Here is a 16,217-nt window from a genome sequence, read left to right on the forward strand (position 1 = left end):
GGGTGAGCCGCACCGCGAGGTCACGGAGGTGGACATGCGCCAGGACTGGTTCCCCCGCGCCGAGGTCGAACGCATGATCCGGGAGGGCGTGCTCACGGACGACTCGTCACTCGCCGCGTATCTCCTGTTCACGCTGGGTGCCCGCGCATGAGGCCCGTCGCCTCTCGGGTGGTGTACACGAACCCGTGGCTCACGCTGCGTGAGGACCAGGTCGAGCGGATCGACGGGTCGCGGGGTGTGTACTCGGTCCTCGACGCCCCCGACTTCGCGGTGGTGCTGCCGTTCGAGAACGACGGGTTCCACCTGGTGGAGCAGTACCGCTATCCGATGCGGGCGCGGACGTGGGAGTTCCCGTCGGGTTCGTTCCCGGCGGGGGTGACGGGCACGCCCGCGGAACTGGCCGCCGCGGAACTGGCCGAGGAGACGGGCCTCACGGCCGGTCACCTGGAGCGACTCGGCGCACTGCACCCGGCGAACAGCGTGACTGGCCAGGCGGCCCACGTCTTCCTGGCCACGGACCTGACGCCGGGTGAGCCGCACCGCGAGGTCACGGAGGTGGACATGCGCCAGGACTGGTTCCCCCGGGCCGAGGTCGAGCGCATGCTCCGCGAGGGCGAGATCACCGATGGCCCGACGCTGGGCGCCTACCTCCTGCTCACCCTACGCATCCGCTAGCCGCGCGAATTTTGCGCTGTAGGCCTGTCTGTGGTTGAGACAGCCCCCACCCATCCCGGGGGCCGGCCCCGAGTCCATTCTATCGGCAGAGGGTGACAAAACCGCTGGTTGGCGGGGGTTGTGGATAACTTTCGCAGGTGAGTTGGAGCGAGTGGGACTTTCGTGCCGGTGGAGAGCCCGGATGCGGAGGTGGTGGCGAGGTTTCGCAGTGGGGCCGCCGCTTAGGGAATGCGCAGCGAGGATGCGGACGGAGGTTGGCCTCGGGTTCGTTCTCCGGCGGAGGTCGACCGAATCGCTGGTTGGCGGGGTCGTGGATGGCTTCCGCGGGTGAGTTGAAGCGTGGGAGTTTCGTGTCGGTGGAGTGCCCGGCTGCGGTGGCGAGGGTCGTGACGAAGACGTGTGGGGCTGCCGTTTGAGGAATCTGCGGCCAGGACGCGAACGAGGCTGGCCCCCGAAAGCATTGTCCCGCGAAGGATGACCGAACCGCTGGTCGGCGAGGGTCGTGGACAACTCCGCGGGTGAGTTCGAGCGTGTGGGACTTTTGTGCCGATGAAGAGCCTGGATGCGGTGGTGAAGGTCGTGCCGAAGACCTGTGTGATGGGGCTGGCGTCTGAGGGATCTGCGGCGAGGACGCGGACGGGGGTCGGCCTCGGGTCCGTTCTCCGGCGGAGGGTGACAGGACCGCTGGTTGGGGGTTGTGGACAAGCTTTCGCGGGTGAGTTGGAGCGTGTGGGACTTTTGTGTCGGTGGAGTGCCGGATGCGGTGGTGAAGGTTGTGACGAAGGCGTGTGTGGTGGGGCTGCCGTCTGGGGAATGCGCAGCGAGGACGTGGACGGGGCTGGTCCCCGGGTCCGTTCTCCAGCGGAGGGTGACAAAACCGCTGGTGGGCGGGGCCTATGGGCAACTTTCGCGGGTGAGTTGGACCGTGTGGGAGTTTCGTGCCGGCGAAGTGCCCGGATGCGGAGGTGATGGGCTGTCGCCGGAGGAGTCTGCGGTCAGGAGACGCGAACGGGGGCCGGCCAGAGTGGCCGGCCCCCGTGTCGAGGCGCTGTCAGCCGCTCTTGCGGCGGAAGGTGCGCTTGGCGGCGGCAGGGCCGTGAGCATTGTCGACCTTGGAGCGAGAGTCCGCGTGTTCCTGGCCCTTGCGGTTCTGCGCCTGCTTGCGTTCCAGTGCCGCGCGGAACGCGGCCTTCACATCCTCCTGGGGTGTCTCAGGCTCGGCATCGGGGGATGTGGGTTCCGGTGTGTCAGGCATGGCCTCAGGGTCGCACGGAGCGGGCGCCCCAGTCGAGCCGGACCGGGTCGCTGGATGGGGTCAACGGCTCGTACTCCAGTGCCTGGCCGGGGCGCCACCACACCGGGTCCGGCGTGCGCCAACGCTGTGCCGACAGTGTGCGCTTGAGCACCTTGAACGTCGCGGTGCGGGGTAGGCGGGCGGTCAGGCGGATGAACCTCGGGACCTGCTTCGGGCCCAGGTCGGGTTGGGCGGCCAGGAAGGCCGCGAAGGCCGCCGGGTCGAAGTCGCCCCGGTAGACCAGGGCGGCCATGATCTGGTCGCCGACGGAGGGGTCCGGGACGGCGTACACCGCGACCTCCGCCACCGACTCGTGGCGGAGCAGGACTCGCTCGATCGGTGCGGTGCCCAGGTTCTCGCCGTCCACCCGCAGCCACTCGCTGGTCCGGCCCACGAACCACAGGAAGTCCCGCTCGTCGCGGTAAACCAGGTCGCCGCTCCAGAACCTGCCGTCTCGCACGCGGTTGTCGGGCGGTTCCTTGTAGTAGCCGGCGAACATGCCCGTGCCGGACGTGTTCACCAGCTCGCCCACCTCGCCCGGCGGGCACTCCGCGCCGGTGGACGGGTCCAGCACCGCCAGCGTCTCGTCGAGGCGGCCCAGCGAACCGACGGGAGTCTCCGGCGGCCGGGCGATCGTGATCCCGCCCTCCGTCGAGCCGTACGCGTCGGTCACCACGCAGCCGAACCGCTCGGCGAACGCCTCGATGTCGCGCGGGTTCGCCTCGTTGCCGAACATCACCTTCAGTGGGTTGTCCGCGTCGTCCGGGGCCGGTGGGGTGCTGAGGACGTAGGACAGCGGTTTCCCGACGTAGTTCGCGTAGGTGACGCCGAATCGGCGGACGTCGGGCAGGAAACCGCTTGCCGAGAACCTCCTGCGCAGCGCGAGCTGTGCGCCCGCCGCCAGGCCGACCGCCCAGCCGGCCATGATCGCGTTGGAGTGGAACATGGGCATCGCCACGTAACACGTGTCGGCGGCGCCCAGTCCGTAGCGCGACGCCAGCAGCATGCCCGGCTGTGTGACCTTGGCGTGCGTGACCCGGACCGCCTTCGGGTCGCCGCTCGTGCCCGACGTGAAGATCAGCATGAGCAGGTCGTCCGGGTTCGCCGACACGGCCTCCAGCGGCGAGTACTGGTGCCGGTAGGCCATCACGTGCCAGGCCGGCGAGTCGATGTCCAGCACCCGCGCGCCGATGTCCAGCCCCTGCAACAACTCCACGTACCGGCTGTCGGTGATCACGACCTGGCAGTCGGCCAGCCGGGCGTCCCGCACCAGCGCCTCGCCGCGCCGGCTCGTGTTCAGCCCGACGAGCACCGCGCCGGCCAGCGCGGCCCCGCCGAGGAGGAACGAGTACTCCGGCACGTTGTCCAGCAGCACGCCGATGTGGAAGGGCCCGGGCCGGCGCAGCGACCGCAGCAGCGCGGCCCGGTCCGCGCACTCACGCACGTGGTCGTGCCAGGACCACCGCTGGTCCTCGAACGCGAGGCCGGGGTTCGCATCGTCCGCGCGCGCGAGCAGCAGCTCGGTGACGGTGGGGATCCGATCCCCAGGCGCGGTCATGCGAACCTCCCTCTCAGGCCGGCTCCGCGGCCAGCGCGGCGCCGATCCTGCGCAGCTGAGTGGTGGCGCCGCCAAGGCTGAACTCGATGCGTTTCGTGGCAACAAAATATCGATGGAGCGGGTAGTCCACGTCAATACCCACGCCACCGTGAATGTGCACGGCCGCATGCGCGATGCGGTGCCCGCCGTCCGCCGCCCAGAACTTCGCGGTCGCTATCTCATTGTGGGCATGCAGATTTTTGGACACTCGCCAAGCGGCCTGCCAGAGTGTGAGGCGTATTGCCTCGGCGTCGATGTAGCAGTCGGCGAGCCGCTGGCCAACTGCCTGAAATGTCGCTATCGGACGCCCAAATTGCACTCTGCCAGTTGCGTATCTGGCTGTCATCTGCAGACTTTCCGCGGAAATGCCCGCCTGGAGCGCGCAAAGGCCGACGGTGCCGCGAGTGGTGAGCCAGTCGATGACGGGCGCGCCCTCCCCCGCGGAACCGAGGACGCGGTCCTCGGCGAGTGCGACGTCGTCGAGTTCCAGGAGTCCCTCGGCGTCACCGTCGACGATCTGCTGGCGGCGCACGGTCACGCCAGCGTCCTGTGGCGTGACAAGAAACACAGTCGGTCCGCCGGAAGTTTCGGCCGGGACAAGAAAGAGATCAGCGACCGGACCAGCGGGGACGGCAACTTTCGTCCCGTGCAAACGCCATGTCGCAGATGCACTTGCACGCGTGGCGGAGGTGGTGGGCGCCGGACCGTCACCGGCCTCTTCGGACAGTGCGGCGCTCAGCACGAGCCTTCCCGCCGCGGCGGGCGCGGCCCACGCCGCGCGCTGGGCGTCGCTGCCGAACTCCGCGATCGCGGACGCGGCCTGGACGATCGATGGCAAATAGGGCACGGGTGCGACCCGGCGTCCCAGCTCGACGAGCACCGCGCACTGCGCGAGCAGGTCCAGTCCGCTGCCGCCGACCGACTCGGGCAGCGCCGCGGCCAGCACGCCGGCCTTCGCCAGCTCCGTCCACAGTGAACGGTCGAAACGGTCGCCGGTCGCCTCGACCTCGGCGAGGCGGGCGGGCGTCGCGTGGTCGGCGAGGATGGTGCGGGTCAGCTCCGCGAGGTCGGTGTCCTGGTCGTCGAATGAGAAGTCCATGCACATTCACCTCTTCGCCGGGGGCATGCCGAGACCGACGGCCGCCACGATGTCGCGTTGCACCTCGTTGGTCCCGCCGCCGAACGTGAGGATCAGCGCGGCGCGGTGCATGCGTTCGATCCGTCCGCGCAGCACCGCACCCGGGGACCCGGTCCGCACGTACGCCTGCGGTCCGAGCACCTCCATCAGCAGCCGGTAGGCCTCGGTCGCGAACTCCGTGCCGAACACCTTCGTCGCCGACGCGTCCGCGGGGCTCAGGCCCTTGTCGACGCCCCAGGCGATCTTCCAGTTGACGAGCTTGAGGAACTCCGCCTTGGCGTGGACGCGCGCGAGGTGGATCTGCACCCATTCCTGGTCGATCACCCGCCGCCCGTCCGGCAGCTTCGTCTGCTGCGCCCACTCGCGCACGGCCCGCAGCGCCTCGCGGACCGGCGCCGACGACGTCAGCGCGACGCGCTCGTGGTTGAGCTGGTTGGTGATCAGCGGCCAGCCCCGGTTCAGCTCGCCGACCAGGTTCTCGGCGGGGACCCGGACGTCGGAGTAGTAGGTCGCGCTCGTCGTCGGCCCGGACATCGTGCGCACCGGCGTCCACGAGAAGCCCGGCGCGTCCGTCGGCACGATGATCATCGAGAGGCCCTTGTGCTTCGGCGCGTCCGGGTCGGTGCGGCAGGCCAGCCACACGTAGTCCGCGTACTGGATCAGCGACGTCCACATCTTCTGGCCGTTGATGACCCAGGAGTCCCCGTCGGCGACCGCGCGGGTCCGCAGCGCGGCGAGGTCCGTGCCGGCCTCGGGTTCGCTGTAGCCGATCGAGAAGTGGATCTCCCCGGCGGCGATGCGCGGCAGGTAGAACCGCTTCTGTTTTTCGGTCCCGAACCGCATGATCGTCGGACCGACCGTGTTGATCGTCAGGAACGGCACGGGTGCCCCGGCGACGGCCGCCTCGTCCGTGAAGACGAGCTGGTCCAGCATGGGTCTGGCCTGTCCGCCGTACTCCTCGGGCCAGCCGAGCGCGAGCCAGCCGTCGGCGCCCATCTGGCGCACGACCTCCTTGTACACGTCGCCGTCGCCGTAGTCCCCGCCGCTGGCGAGCGCTTCGCGCCGCTCCGGGGTCATCAGCTCGGCGAAGTACGCCCGCAGCTCGCGCCGCAGCGCCTCCTGCTCAGGTGTGTATGCGATGTGCACCGGCACTCCCTGGCTACTAGAACACGTTCTAGGAATGTACTAGAGTCCGAGCCAGACGAGGAGGTCCGGCGATGAAGGCGGCAGTTCTCCACCAGGTGGGCGACACCGAGCTCGAGCTGCGCGACGACGTGACGACCACCGACGTCGGCCCTCGTGAGATCAGGATCCGGGTCCGGGCCACCGGTGTCTGCCACAGCGACGTGTCGGCGATGGACGGCACGCTGCCCGCGCTGGCGCCGGGCATCATCGGTCACGAGGGCGCCGGCGAGGTCGTCGAGATCGGCGCCGGCGTCAGTGAGCTCGCGGTCGGCGACCACGCCGTCCTCACGTTCGTCCCGCCGTGCGGCGGCTGCGTCAACTGTGTCGGCGGGCGGCCGCACCTGTGCGCGATCCACACGATCGCCGCGTTCATGAACCCGCGCTTCAGGATCGGCGACACGAGTGTGTTCGGGTACGCCGGCACCGGCACGTTCGCCGAGGAACTGGTCGTACCGGTGGAGGGCGCGGTCAGGATCCCGGACGACGTGCCGTTCGAGATCGCCGCGCTCGTCGCGTGCGGGGTCATGACCGGTGTCGGCGCGGTGATCAACACGGCGAGGGTGGAGATCGGCTCGACCGTGCTGGTGTTCGGCTGCGGTGGCGTCGGCGTCTCGGTCATCCAGGGCGCGCGGCTCGCCGGCGCGTCCCAGATCGTCGCGGTCGACCCGCTCACCGAGAAGCACGAGGCAGCCAGGCACTTCGGCGCCACGCACACCGTCACGCCGGACGAACTGGCCGGCCTGCACGCCTCGCTGACCGAGAGCCAGGGCTGGGACTACGCGTTCGACGTGGTCGGCGCGCCCGCCACGATCCGGGCCGCGTGGGACAACGCCCGCCGCGGCGGCACGGCCGTCGTGGTCGGCGCCGGGCGCGGGGACGCGATGGTGCGGTTCAGCGCGCAGGAGCTGTTCCTGCACGACAAGCGGTTGCTCGGCTCGTTCTACGGCGGCGCGGACGTGCGGCGGGACTACCCGCGGCTGCTGGCGCTGTGGCGCGCCGGCCGGCTCGACCTCGACAGCATGATCAGCAGGCGGATCACGCTCGACGAGATCAACGACGGCCTGCGGGCGCTCAAGGACGGCGCCAACGTCATCCGGCAGATCGTCACCTTCTGACATGGGTGCGGGAGCGAAGGAGCGAACGTCGACCGGACCGACGAGCACGCAGGCCCGGCGAGGAACGAGCCTTGGGCCCCCGCGCAGGAGTGGAAGGACTGGCGTATGAGCGGAGCGCCTGAACCAACACGGCTCGGTCTCGAGGGCAAGGTCGCCGTCGTCACCGGTGCCGGGTCCGGGCTCGGGCGGGCCGAGGCGCTCGCGCTCGCCCGCGGGGGTGCCGACCTCGTGGTCAACGACGTGGCCGACTCCGACGTGGTCGACGAGATCGAGGCGCTGGGTGTCAAGGCCGTTCTGGTCCGCGGTGACGTGTCCTCCTCGGACACCGCACGCGAGATCACCGACACCGCGGTCGAACGGTTCGGCGGCCTGCACGTGCTCGTCAACAACGCCGGCGTGCTGCGGGACCGGATGCTGTTCAACATGTCCGACGAGGAGTGGGACCTCGTCGTCCGCGTGCACCTGCGCGGCCACTTCCTGTTGTCCCGCAACGCGGCCGCGTACTGGCGCGGGCTCGCGAAGGCGAACGGCGGCACCACCTACGGCCGGGTCGTCAACACCACGTCCGAGGCGTTCCTGTTCGGCTCCGAGGGGCAGCCGAACTACGCCGCGGCCAAGGCCGGCATCACCGCGCTCACGGTCGCGACCGCGCGCGGCCTCGCCCGCTACGGCGTGACGGCCAACGCGATCTGCCCGCGTGCGCGGACCGCCATGACCGCCGTCGTCTTCGGCGACGCGCCGGCGGATGGCGTGGATCCCCTGTCTCCGGACCACGTCGCGCCTCTCGTCGCCTACCTCGCCTCGCCGGCCGCCGGGCACATCAGCGGTCAGGTGTTCGTCGCCTACGGCGGGATGGTCGCGCTGCTCGCGCCACCGGCCGTCGAGGCCAGGTTCGAAGACCCACAGTGGACCATGCGGTCCCTGGACGCCGCGCTCGGCACGTACTTCGCCGGCCGCGACCCCGGGAAGACCTTCGCCGCCACCGAGCTGATGTCCTTGAAGGAGGACGCGCGATGACACTGAGCCTGGGTCCCCGCCGGGACGCGGTGGGCCTGAAGGACGGGGCACTGCTGGTCGACGGCAAGTGGCGGCCGGCGAGCGACGGCGCCACCTGGACGCACCGGCACCCGGCCACCGGCGAGGCGATCGGCACCGTCCCGGTCGCGAACGAGTCCGATGTGGACGAGGCGGTGCGCGCCGCCCGGCACGCCTTCGACGAGGGTGACTGGCCGCGCGCCCGGGCCCACATCCGGGTGGGGGTGCTGCTGAGGTACGCGTCGCTGCTGCGCGAGCACGCCGAGGAGCTGCGTGGGTTGCAGGCACTGGACAACGGCGTGCCGCTCATGTTCAGCACCAACATCTACGCCGGCTCGGTCGAGATCGCCGCGGACGTGTTCACCCACCACGCCGGCTGGGTGGACAAGGTCGGCGGCCAGACCCTGCCGCCGTACCAGGGCGGCGACCACCTCGCGATGACCTTCCGCGACCCGATCGGCGTGGTGGCGGCGATCCTGCCGTGGAACGCGCCGTTCCTGCTGTTCGCGCAGAAGCTCGGGCCGGCGCTCGCGGCCGGCTGCACGGTGGTGCTCAAGCCGTCGGAGTTCGCGTCCTTCGCCGTGCTGCGGATGGTGGAGCTGCTGAGCGAGGCCGGCCTGCCGGACGGCGTCGTCAACGTCGTGACCGGACCGGGCAGTCCCACCGGCGAGGCGCTGATCACCCACCCGCTCGTCGACAAGATCAGCTTCACCGGCAGCCGGGCCGTCGGCCGGCACATCGTCGAGGCCTCCGCCGGAACGCTCAAGCGGGTCTCGCTCGAACTGGGCGGCAAGAGCCCGACGCTGGTGTTCCCGGACGCGCCGGACGTCGGGATGGCCGCGATGACCACGGTCGGTACCGTCACCATGGGCCTGTCCGGGCAGGCGTGCGTGGCGCACACGCGGGCGCTGGTGCACCGGGACGTCTACGACCAGTTCCTCGGGGCCGCCGAGACGATGGCCGGGGCGGTCACCTACGGGGACCCGTTCGAGCTGAGCACCACGGCGAGCCCCCTGATCAACACCAGGCAGCTGGACCGCGTGCTCGGGCTCATCGAGCGCGGCCGCGCGGCGGGCGCCCGGCTGGTGTGCGGCGGCGAGCGTGCCGGCGGCGACCTGGCCGAGGGCAACTTCGTCCGCCCCACCATCTTCGCCGACGTGGACAACGACATGGAGATCGCCCGCGAGGAGGTCTTCGGTCCCGTGCTCGCCGTCATCCCCTTCACCGACGAGAACGAGGCGGTCCGGATCGCCAACGACACCGACTACGGCCTGGGCGCCGGGTTGTACACGGCGGACGCCAAGCGGGCGTTTCGACTGGCGCGCCGGCTGCGTGCCGGTACGGTGGGGATCAACGGTTTCCAGGTGGAGCCGCACCTGCCGTTCGGCGGCTTCAAGCAGTCCGGGCTCGGCCGCGAGGGCGGGCAGAGCGCGTTCGAGGCGTACACCGAGCTGAAGACCGTGTTGATGCCGCTGACCGACGAGATGATGTAGCCATGGGACGACTGTCGGGGAAGGTAGCGCTCGTCACGGGTGCCGCGGGCGGGCAGGGCGCGGCCGCCGTGCGCCGGTTCGTCGAGGAGGGCGCGCGGGTGGTCGTCGCCGACGTGCGCGACGAGGAGGGCAGGGCGCTCGCCGACGAGCTTGGCGCGCACTTCGTCCACCTCGACGTGTCCGAAGAGGACGGTTGGACCGCCGCGGTCGCCGAGACCACGGCCGTGTACGAACACCCGAACGTGCTCGTCAACAACGCCGGCGTGCTGCACTTCGCGCGGCTGCAGGACACCACGTTGTCCGACTACCTGCGGGTCATCCACATCAACCAGGTCGGCACGTTCCTCGGCATGCGTGGCGTCGTGCCCGGCATGAAGAAGGCCGGTGGCGGTTCGATCATCAACGTCTCCTCGATCGAGGGGTTGCGGGCCGCGCCGCTGCTGACCGCCTACACGGCCAGCAAGTTCGCGATCCGCGGCATGACGAAGGTCGCGGCACTGGAGTTGGCCGGCAGGGGCGTGCGGGTAAACTCCGTGCACCCGGGCATGATCGAGACCGGGATGATCCCCGCGGCGCTCGGCGGCCAGGAGGTGGACATGACGTTCGTCGGCAAGAAGGTGCCGCTCGGGCGCGTCGGTCAGCCGAGCGAGATCGCCGAGCTGACCGTGTTCCTCGCGAGCGACGAGAGCTCCTACTGCACCGGTGCCGAGTTCGTCGCGGACGGCGGCGTGACCGCGGGGCATTCACTGTCGAACCTCGGGTAACCCCTGGTATTTTCATTCGTTGGACATCATGGGTGATGGCTTGTGAGCGATACCGCCGGGACACGTGCCGCGCCTGTGCGTGCCCTCGCCCAGGTCGGGCGGATGTCCACGTTGGCGTGGGAGGTGGCGAGGAACACGCCGCGCCGCCCTTTCCAGTGGCGTGAGCTGATCCAGCAGTGCTGGTTCTTCGCCAGCGTCACGATCCTGCCGACCGCGCTCGTGTCGATCCCGTTCGGCGCGGTCATCGCGTTGCAGCTCGGCTCGCTGACCCAGCAGATCGGCGCGCAGTCGTTCACCGGCGCGGCCAGCGCGCTCGCGATCGTGCAGCAGGCCAGCCCGCTGATCACGGCGTTGCTCGTGGCCGGTGCCGGCGGGTCGGCCATGTGCGCGGACATCGGCTCCCGCACGATCCGCGAGGAGATCGACGCGCTCGAGGTGCTCGGCGTGTCCCCGGTGCAGCGGCTGATCGTGCCGCGCGTGCTCGGTATGACCATTGTGGCCGTGCTGCTCAACGGTCTGGTCAGCGTCGTCGGCGTCGTGGGCGGCTACTACTTCAACGTCGTGATGCAGGGCGGGACGCCGGGTGCCTACCTCGCGTCGTTCAACGCGCTGGCCCAGCTGTCCGACCTGTGGGTGTCGGAGTTGAAGGCGGTGCTGTACGGGTTCGTGGCCGGTACCGTCGCCGCCTACCGCGGGTTGAACCCGGGGCGGGGGCCGAAGGGCGTCGGCGACGCGGTGAACCAGACCGTGGTCGTCACGTTCCTGCTGCTGTTCCTGATCAACGTGGTGATCACGGGGATCTACCTGCAGATCGTTCCCCCGAAGGGAATGTGACGCCATGGCCACAGTGGACATTCCGCCGAAAGTGCCCAGGCGACTGGTGGTCGTCGCGAACCAGCCGCTCGACGGTCTCGCCACGCTCGGCCAGCAGCTCGCCTTCTACGCCCGGGTACTCGCGTGGGTGCCGCGCACGCTCGCGCACTACCCACGAGAGATCCTGCGGCTCCTGTCGGACGTCTTCTTCGGATCCGGTGCGCTCGCGGTCATCGGCGGCACGCTCGGCGTGATGATCGGCATGACCGTGTTCACCGGCCTGATCGTCGGCCTCCAGGGTTACTCCGCGTTGAACCAGCTCGGTACGTCCGCCCTTACCGGGTTCATCGCGGCGTATTTCGACACCCGGGAGGTCGCGCCGCTGGCCGCCGGGCTCGCGCTGTCCGCGACCGTGGGTTGCGGGTTCACCGCGCAGCTCGGCGCCATGCGGATCTCCGAGGAGATCGACGCGCTCGAGGTGATGGCGGTGCCCAGCCTGCCGTACCTGGTGACCACGCGGGTGATCGCCGCGGTGGCGGCCGTGATCCCGCTGTACCTGGTGGGCCTGCTGTCGTCGTACGTGGCCTCGCGGCAGGTGACCGTGTGGGTGTACGGCCAGTCGACCGGCACCTACGACCATTACTTCCACCTGTTCTTACCACCGGAGGACGTGCTGTGGTCGTTCCTCAAGGTGATGGTGTTCAGCGTCGTGATCATCCTCGTGCACTGCTACTACGGCTACACCGCGACCGGCGGGCCGGCCGGGGTGGGCGTGGCCGTCGGTAGGGCGGTGCGCGCGGCGATCGTGGTGCAGATGCTGCTCGACTTCTTCCTGTCCCTGGCCATCTGGGGTGCCACGACGACAGTACGGATAGCCGGATGAGCGAACGTGCGAGCGCGAGGTGGGTGCCGAAGGAGAGACTCCGGTACCAGATCTACGGGCTGATCTTCCTGGTGATCGCCGGGATGTTCGTCGTGCTCTCGATCGCCTTCTACCGCAAGACGTTCACCCCGGTCGTGCCGGTCACGCTGGAGACCGACCACGTCGGCAACCAGCTGCGTGCCGGCGCGGACGTCAAGCTGCGCGGGCTGATCGTCGGTGAGGTGCGGGGGATCGAGCCCAGGGGCGACCACGCGGTGCTGGATCTCGCGATGGATCCCGACCAGATCGGGAGGATCCCGGCGAACGTGACCGCGCGGCTGCTGCCGAAGACGCTGTTCGGCGAACGTTACGTGGCACTGCAGGTCCCGTCCGCCCCCACTGGACGGTTGCGCGAGGGCTCGGTGATCGGGCAGGACCGCACCAGCTCGGCCATCGAGATCGAGCAGGTGCTCGACAACCTCATGCCGGTGCTGCAGGCCGTCCAGCCGGAGAAGCTGTCGGCGACGCTGACCGCCATGTCGACGGCGCTGAGGGGCCAGGGCGAGGACTTCGGCGACACGCTGGTCGAGCTGGGCCGCTACCTCGGGCAGATCGAGCCGTCGCTGCCGGACCTGCGGGCCGACATCGACAAGCTCGCGCAGGTCGCGGACACCTACGCGACCGCGGGACCGGAGCTGCTGACGGCGTTGCGGGACCTGACCGTCACCACGCGGACGGTGGTCGAGCAACGCGGCCAGCTCCAGAACCTGTACTCGACGCTGACCAACGCGTCCATCGACCTCGGCAACTTCCTGGCCGCCAACGAGGACAACATCATCGGCCTGGCCAGCACCTCGACGTCCACCCTCGCGGTGCTGGCCAAGTACGCGCCCGAGTACCCGTGCCTGCTGAAGCAGATCACCGACGCCATCCCGAGCGCGGACCGCGCGTTCGGCAAGGGCACGGACACCCCGAACGTCTCCAAGGTCACCATCGAGATCACCGCGAGCCGCGGCAAGTACCTGCCCGGTGTGGACACCCCGCGCTACGACGACAAGCGCGGCCCCCGCTGCTACCCGGTGGCGCACCCGCCGGCCGTGTTCCCGCAGTACCCGGAAGGCGGCGGCCTCAGGGACGGCTCGTCGAAACCGCCGGCACCGCACAACGACCGCCCGCAGGACTTCCCGAACACGCTGCCGCAGTCGCTGACCAGCCAGCCGCGGATCGCGAACAGCCCGGCCGAGCAGCAGCTGATCGCCGCGCTGGTCGCGCCGGGCCTCGGGGTGGCGCCGTCGCAGGTGCCGGCCTGGAGCTCGTTGCTGGTCGGGCCGCTGTTCCGCGGCACGGAGGTGACCCTCCGATGAGCGGAGCTTGCGGAGCGAACCATCGGTACGCAGGACGCCACCGAGCCCGCGGAGCGTTCCGGTGCCGCGGAGCGGGGGAGGTGGTGTCGTGAGGAACTTCGTCGGACCACTCGTGAAGATGGTCGTGTTCGCCGTGGTCACCATCACGCTGACGGCGTTGCTGGGCCTCACGATCGCCAACACCGCCCTCGGCCCGACCAAGGGTTACGCCGCCAGGTTCGCCGACGCGACCGGCCTCAACGTCGGTGACGACATCCGCATGTCCGGCGTCCGGATAGGACAGGTGACCGACATCTCCGTCGCCGAGAACAGGTACGCGGACGTGCGGTTCGACGTCGAGGCAGGCCGCCGGCTGCCGCGGACGGTCACCGCGACCATCAAGTACCGCAACCTGATCGGCCAGCGGTACATCTCGCTCGGCATCGGCGCCGGCGAGACGAACGCGGTGCTGGAGCCCGGCGACACCATCCCGATCGCGCGGACCCAGCCGGCGCTCAACCTCACCCAGCTGTTCAACGGGTTCCAGCCGCTGTTCCAGGCGCTGCGGCCCGAGGACGTGAACAAGCTGGCGGGCGAGCTGATCCAGGTCCTGCAGGGCGAGGGCGGCACGATCGACAGCGTGCTCACGCACACCGCGTCGCTGGCGTCGACGGTCGCGAGCAAGGACCAGGTGATCGGGCAGGTCATCGACAACCTCAACACCGTGCTGACGACGGTCAACGACCGCACGAACGAGGTGTCGGGCCTCATCGACCAGCTGCAGCAGCTGGCGACGGGCCTCGCCCGGCAACGGGAGTCGATCGGCAGCGCGATCAGCGCGCTGGGTGACCTGACCACGTCGACGGCGGGCCTGCTGTCCACGGTCAGGCCGCCGCTGAAGGACGACATCGCCGCGCTCGGTGACCTGGCCGGGAACCTGGCGGACCAGGGGGACACGGTGGACAAGTTCCTGGCCGGCCTGCCGCACAAGATCCAGACCATCAACCGCGTGTCCAGCTACGGCGGTTGGTACAACTACTACCTCTGCAGCATGCGCGGGCGGATCGGCGTGTCGGACCTGGGGATCTCGGTGGACCTCCCGCTGATCCCCATCCCCGGCACCCCGATGGCGGAGAGGTGCCAGTGATGAAACGGCTCAAGGACAGGGACCAGGCCGCCGTCGGGACCGTCACCCTCGTGCTCATCGTGCTGGGGCTGCTGGTCGCGTTCAACGCCGACGACCTGCCGATCATCGGCGGCGGCACCACGTACACGGCCGAGTTCCGCGAGTCGGCCGGGTTGCGGCCGGGCAACGAGGTGCGACTGGCCGGCGTGAAGGTCGGCGCGGTCCGCGGCGTGGAGCTGGCCCGCAACAAGGTGGTCGTCGACTTCCGGGTCGAGGACGTCAGCCTCGGCGACCGGAGCACGGTGTCCATCGAGATCAAGACCCTGTTGGGGGACAAGTACCTCGCGATCTCCTCCGCCGGCCGCGACCCGCAGAGCGCCAACACGCCGATCCCGGTGAGCCGGACGCGGACGCCGTTCGACATCGTCCCCGCGGTCGGCAAGCTGTCGCAGACCGTCGACAAGATCGACACCGGACAGCTCGCCCAGAGCTTCCAGGTGCTGTCCGACACGTTCGCCAACTCCCCGCAGCACATCAAGGACACGCTCACCGGCCTGTCGCAGATCTCGGCCGTACTGTCCACACGGGACGAACAGCTGCGGACCCTGCTCGCGAACACCGCCGGCTTCAGCAAGACGCTGGCCGACCGGGACGACCAGCTGAAGAAACTGTTCGGCGACGCGTCCCTGCTGCTCGGCGAGCTGCAGTTCCGCCGCGAGGCCGTGCACTCGCTGCTGACCGGCACCACGAACCTCGCCGGCGAGCTGCGCGGCCTCGTCGCCGACAACCAGGCGCAGCTGCGACCGGTGCTGACCGACCTCGACAAGGTCACCGCGATCCTGGCCAAGAACCAGAAGAACCTCAACGACAGCCTGCACTCGCTCGCGCCGTACGTGCGGATGTTCAACAACGTCGTCGGCAACGGCCGCTGGTTCGAGGGCTACATCTGCGGGCTCCTGCCGCCGACGACCGACCTCGGGGTCTTCGACATCAACCCGCAGGGCTGCGAGACCCCACTCGCCTACACGGGCGGCAACTGATGAACGTACGAGGCATGCTCACGGAGAGCCAGGCGAGCCGCCGGGCCGCGCTCGCCGTGATCTACGCGGTGGCGATCATCCTGGTGACCGCGTTCGCGCTGTGGTGGCTCACGATGCGCCCGGCCGGCACGAGGATCACCGCGTACTTCTCGAGAACCGTCGGCGTGTACGCGGGATCCGAGGTCAAGGTGCTCGGCGTCGGCGTCGGCCGCATCGACTCCGTCACCCCGCAAGGGGACCGCGTCAGGGTCGAGATGACCGTCGACGACGGGGTCGAGATCCCCGCGAACGCGCAGGCGGTCGTGGTGGCGCCGTCGCTGGTCAGCGACCGGTACGTCCAGCTGACCCCCGCCTACGAGGCCGGCCCGCTGATGAGGAGCGGTACGGTGATCCCGCTCGACCGCACCGCGACGCCCGTCGAGCTGGACGACCTCACGGCCAGCGTCAACGACCTCGCCACCGCACTGGGTCCCAACGGTGCCAACAAGAACGGCGCGCTCGCCAACGTGCTCGACACCGCGGCCGCGAACCTCTCCGGCAACGGCGAGCTGTTCAACCAGACCATCAAGCAGCTCTCCGACGCCTCTGCGGTCCTCGCCGACTCGAGTGGGGACTTGTTCACGACCGTCGACAACCTCAACACCTTCACGACCGCGCTCGCCGAGAGCGACGCGCAGGTGCGGGAGTTCAACGACCGGCTCGCCGACGTGAGCGGCTACCTGGCCGACGACCGGGAC

At 69.7% G+C, this 16,217-nt stretch carries 15 protein-coding genes; 11 read left to right on the plus strand and 4 right to left on the minus strand.

All coding sequences use genetic code 11. The features are described from left to right. The first annotated feature begins 147 nt into the window (after window positions 1-147). Complete coding sequence (locus ACJ73U_RS18420) at window positions 148-675, plus strand: NUDIX domain-containing protein (protein ID WP_407778878.1); 528 nt, start codon at window positions 148-150, stop codon at window positions 673-675. Between the two features lie 1,051 nt (window positions 676-1,726). Here the strand turns inward: ACJ73U_RS18420 and ACJ73U_RS18425 are convergent. Genes ACJ73U_RS18425 through ACJ73U_RS18440 form a run of 4 tightly spaced genes read right to left on the minus strand, consistent with a single transcriptional unit; the run spans window position 1,727 to window position 5,850 of the window. Beyond that, entirely contained in the window at window positions 1,727-1,930 is a 204-nt protein-coding gene (locus ACJ73U_RS18425; RefSeq protein ID WP_407778879.1) for a DUF5302 domain-containing protein, read from the minus strand. 4 nt (window positions 1,931-1,934) lie between these two features. Next, the gene (locus ACJ73U_RS18430; protein ID WP_407778880.1) at window positions 1,935-3,527 is read right to left on the minus strand and encodes a long-chain-fatty-acid--CoA ligase; all 1,593 of its coding nucleotides are present in this window, start codon (window positions 3,525-3,527) and stop codon (window positions 1,935-1,937) included. Window positions 3,528-3,540: 13 nt separating this feature from the next. Continuing rightward, entirely contained in the window at window positions 3,541-4,665 is a 1,125-nt protein-coding gene (locus ACJ73U_RS18435; RefSeq protein ID WP_407778881.1) for an acyl-CoA dehydrogenase family protein, read from the minus strand. Window positions 4,666-4,671: 6 nt separating this feature from the next. Further along, complete coding sequence (locus ACJ73U_RS18440) at window positions 4,672-5,850, minus strand: acyl-CoA dehydrogenase family protein (RefSeq protein WP_407778882.1); 1,179 nt, start codon at window positions 5,848-5,850, stop codon at window positions 4,672-4,674. Between the two features lie 71 nt (window positions 5,851-5,921). On the opposite strand from ACJ73U_RS18440, the gene ACJ73U_RS18445 reads away from it, so the two are divergent. The 10 genes from ACJ73U_RS18445 to ACJ73U_RS18490 all read left to right on the plus strand — a co-directional run. Then, window positions 5,922-7,004 (plus strand): Zn-dependent alcohol dehydrogenase, encoded by a 1,083-nt coding sequence (locus ACJ73U_RS18445; protein ID WP_407778883.1) that lies wholly within the window; start codon window positions 5,922-5,924, stop codon window positions 7,002-7,004. A 105-nt stretch (window positions 7,005-7,109) separates the two neighbouring features. Then, window positions 7,110-8,021, plus strand: a complete 912-nt coding sequence (locus ACJ73U_RS18450) for a 3-oxoacyl-ACP reductase (RefSeq protein ID WP_407778884.1) — start codon at window positions 7,110-7,112, stop codon at window positions 8,019-8,021. After that, window positions 8,018-9,532 carry an aldehyde dehydrogenase family protein gene (locus tag ACJ73U_RS18455; RefSeq protein ID WP_407778885.1) on the plus strand — a complete coding sequence of 505 codons (1,515 nt, stop codon included), beginning with the start codon at window positions 8,018-8,020 and terminating at the stop codon, window positions 9,530-9,532. Before ACJ73U_RS18450 ends, ACJ73U_RS18455 begins: the two co-directional genes overlap by 4 nt. A 2-nt stretch (window positions 9,533-9,534) precedes the next feature. Further along, window positions 9,535-10,296, plus strand: coding sequence for a glucose 1-dehydrogenase (locus ACJ73U_RS18460; RefSeq protein ID WP_407778886.1), 762 nt, complete (start codon window positions 9,535-9,537; stop codon window positions 10,294-10,296). Between the two features lie 102 nt (window positions 10,297-10,398). Continuing rightward, window positions 10,399-11,130 (plus strand): MlaE family ABC transporter permease, encoded by a 732-nt coding sequence (locus ACJ73U_RS18465; RefSeq protein ID WP_407778887.1) that lies wholly within the window; start codon window positions 10,399-10,401, stop codon window positions 11,128-11,130. Window positions 11,131-11,134: 4 nt separating this feature from the next. Continuing rightward, window positions 11,135-11,992, plus strand: a complete 858-nt coding sequence (locus tag ACJ73U_RS18470) for an MlaE family ABC transporter permease (protein ID WP_407778888.1) — start codon at window positions 11,135-11,137, stop codon at window positions 11,990-11,992. Beyond that, window positions 11,989-13,335: an MCE family protein gene (locus ACJ73U_RS18475; protein ID WP_407778889.1), complete on the plus strand. Its 1,347-nt coding sequence runs from the start codon at window positions 11,989-11,991 to the stop codon at window positions 13,333-13,335. The genes ACJ73U_RS18470 and ACJ73U_RS18475 overlap by 4 nt, the downstream gene beginning before the upstream one ends. A gap of 88 nt (window positions 13,336-13,423) precedes the next feature. Next, entirely contained in the window at window positions 13,424-14,461 is a 1,038-nt protein-coding gene (locus ACJ73U_RS18480) for an MCE family protein (RefSeq protein WP_407778890.1), read from the plus strand. Further along, the gene (locus tag ACJ73U_RS18485) at window positions 14,461-15,480 is read left to right on the plus strand and encodes an MCE family protein (RefSeq protein ID WP_407778891.1); all 1,020 of its coding nucleotides are present in this window, start codon (window positions 14,461-14,463) and stop codon (window positions 15,478-15,480) included. The genes ACJ73U_RS18480 and ACJ73U_RS18485 overlap by 1 nt, the downstream gene beginning before the upstream one ends. A 14-nt stretch (window positions 15,481-15,494) precedes the next feature. Beyond that, on the plus strand, window positions 15,495-16,217 hold a 723-nt coding region (locus tag ACJ73U_RS18490), incomplete at its 3' end, for an MCE family protein (protein WP_407778892.1).

Origin of the sequence: Actinophytocola sp. (genome assembly GCF_045807065.1) — a bacterium.
Classification (GTDB): Bacteria; Actinomycetota; Actinomycetes; order Mycobacteriales; family Pseudonocardiaceae; genus Actinophytocola.

Coding starts and splice junctions, on each gene's coding strand:
- ACJ73U_RS18420 (WP_407778878.1), top strand. CDS start 148: ATGAGGCCCGTCGCCTCTCGGGTGGTGTACACGAACCCGTGGCTCACG.
- ACJ73U_RS18425 (WP_407778879.1), bottom strand. CDS start 1,930: ATGCCTGACACACCGGAACCCACATCCCCCGATGCCGAGCCTGAGACA.
- ACJ73U_RS18430 (WP_407778880.1), bottom strand. CDS start 3,527: ATGACCGCGCCTGGGGATCGGATCCCCACCGTCACCGAGCTGCTGCTC.
- ACJ73U_RS18435 (WP_407778881.1), bottom strand. CDS start 4,665: ATGGACTTCTCATTCGACGACCAGGACACCGACCTCGCGGAGCTGACC.
- ACJ73U_RS18445 (WP_407778883.1), top strand. CDS start 5,922: ATGAAGGCGGCAGTTCTCCACCAGGTGGGCGACACCGAGCTCGAGCTG.
- ACJ73U_RS18450 (WP_407778884.1), top strand. CDS start 7,110: ATGAGCGGAGCGCCTGAACCAACACGGCTCGGTCTCGAGGGCAAGGTC.
- ACJ73U_RS18455 (WP_407778885.1), top strand. CDS start 8,018: ATGACACTGAGCCTGGGTCCCCGCCGGGACGCGGTGGGCCTGAAGGAC.
- ACJ73U_RS18460 (WP_407778886.1), top strand. CDS start 9,535: ATGGGACGACTGTCGGGGAAGGTAGCGCTCGTCACGGGTGCCGCGGGC.
- ACJ73U_RS18465 (WP_407778887.1), top strand. CDS start 10,399: ATGTCCACGTTGGCGTGGGAGGTGGCGAGGAACACGCCGCGCCGCCCT.
- ACJ73U_RS18470 (WP_407778888.1), top strand. CDS start 11,135: ATGGCCACAGTGGACATTCCGCCGAAAGTGCCCAGGCGACTGGTGGTC.
- ACJ73U_RS18475 (WP_407778889.1), top strand. CDS start 11,989: ATGAGCGAACGTGCGAGCGCGAGGTGGGTGCCGAAGGAGAGACTCCGG.
- ACJ73U_RS18485 (WP_407778891.1), top strand. CDS start 14,461: ATGAAACGGCTCAAGGACAGGGACCAGGCCGCCGTCGGGACCGTCACC.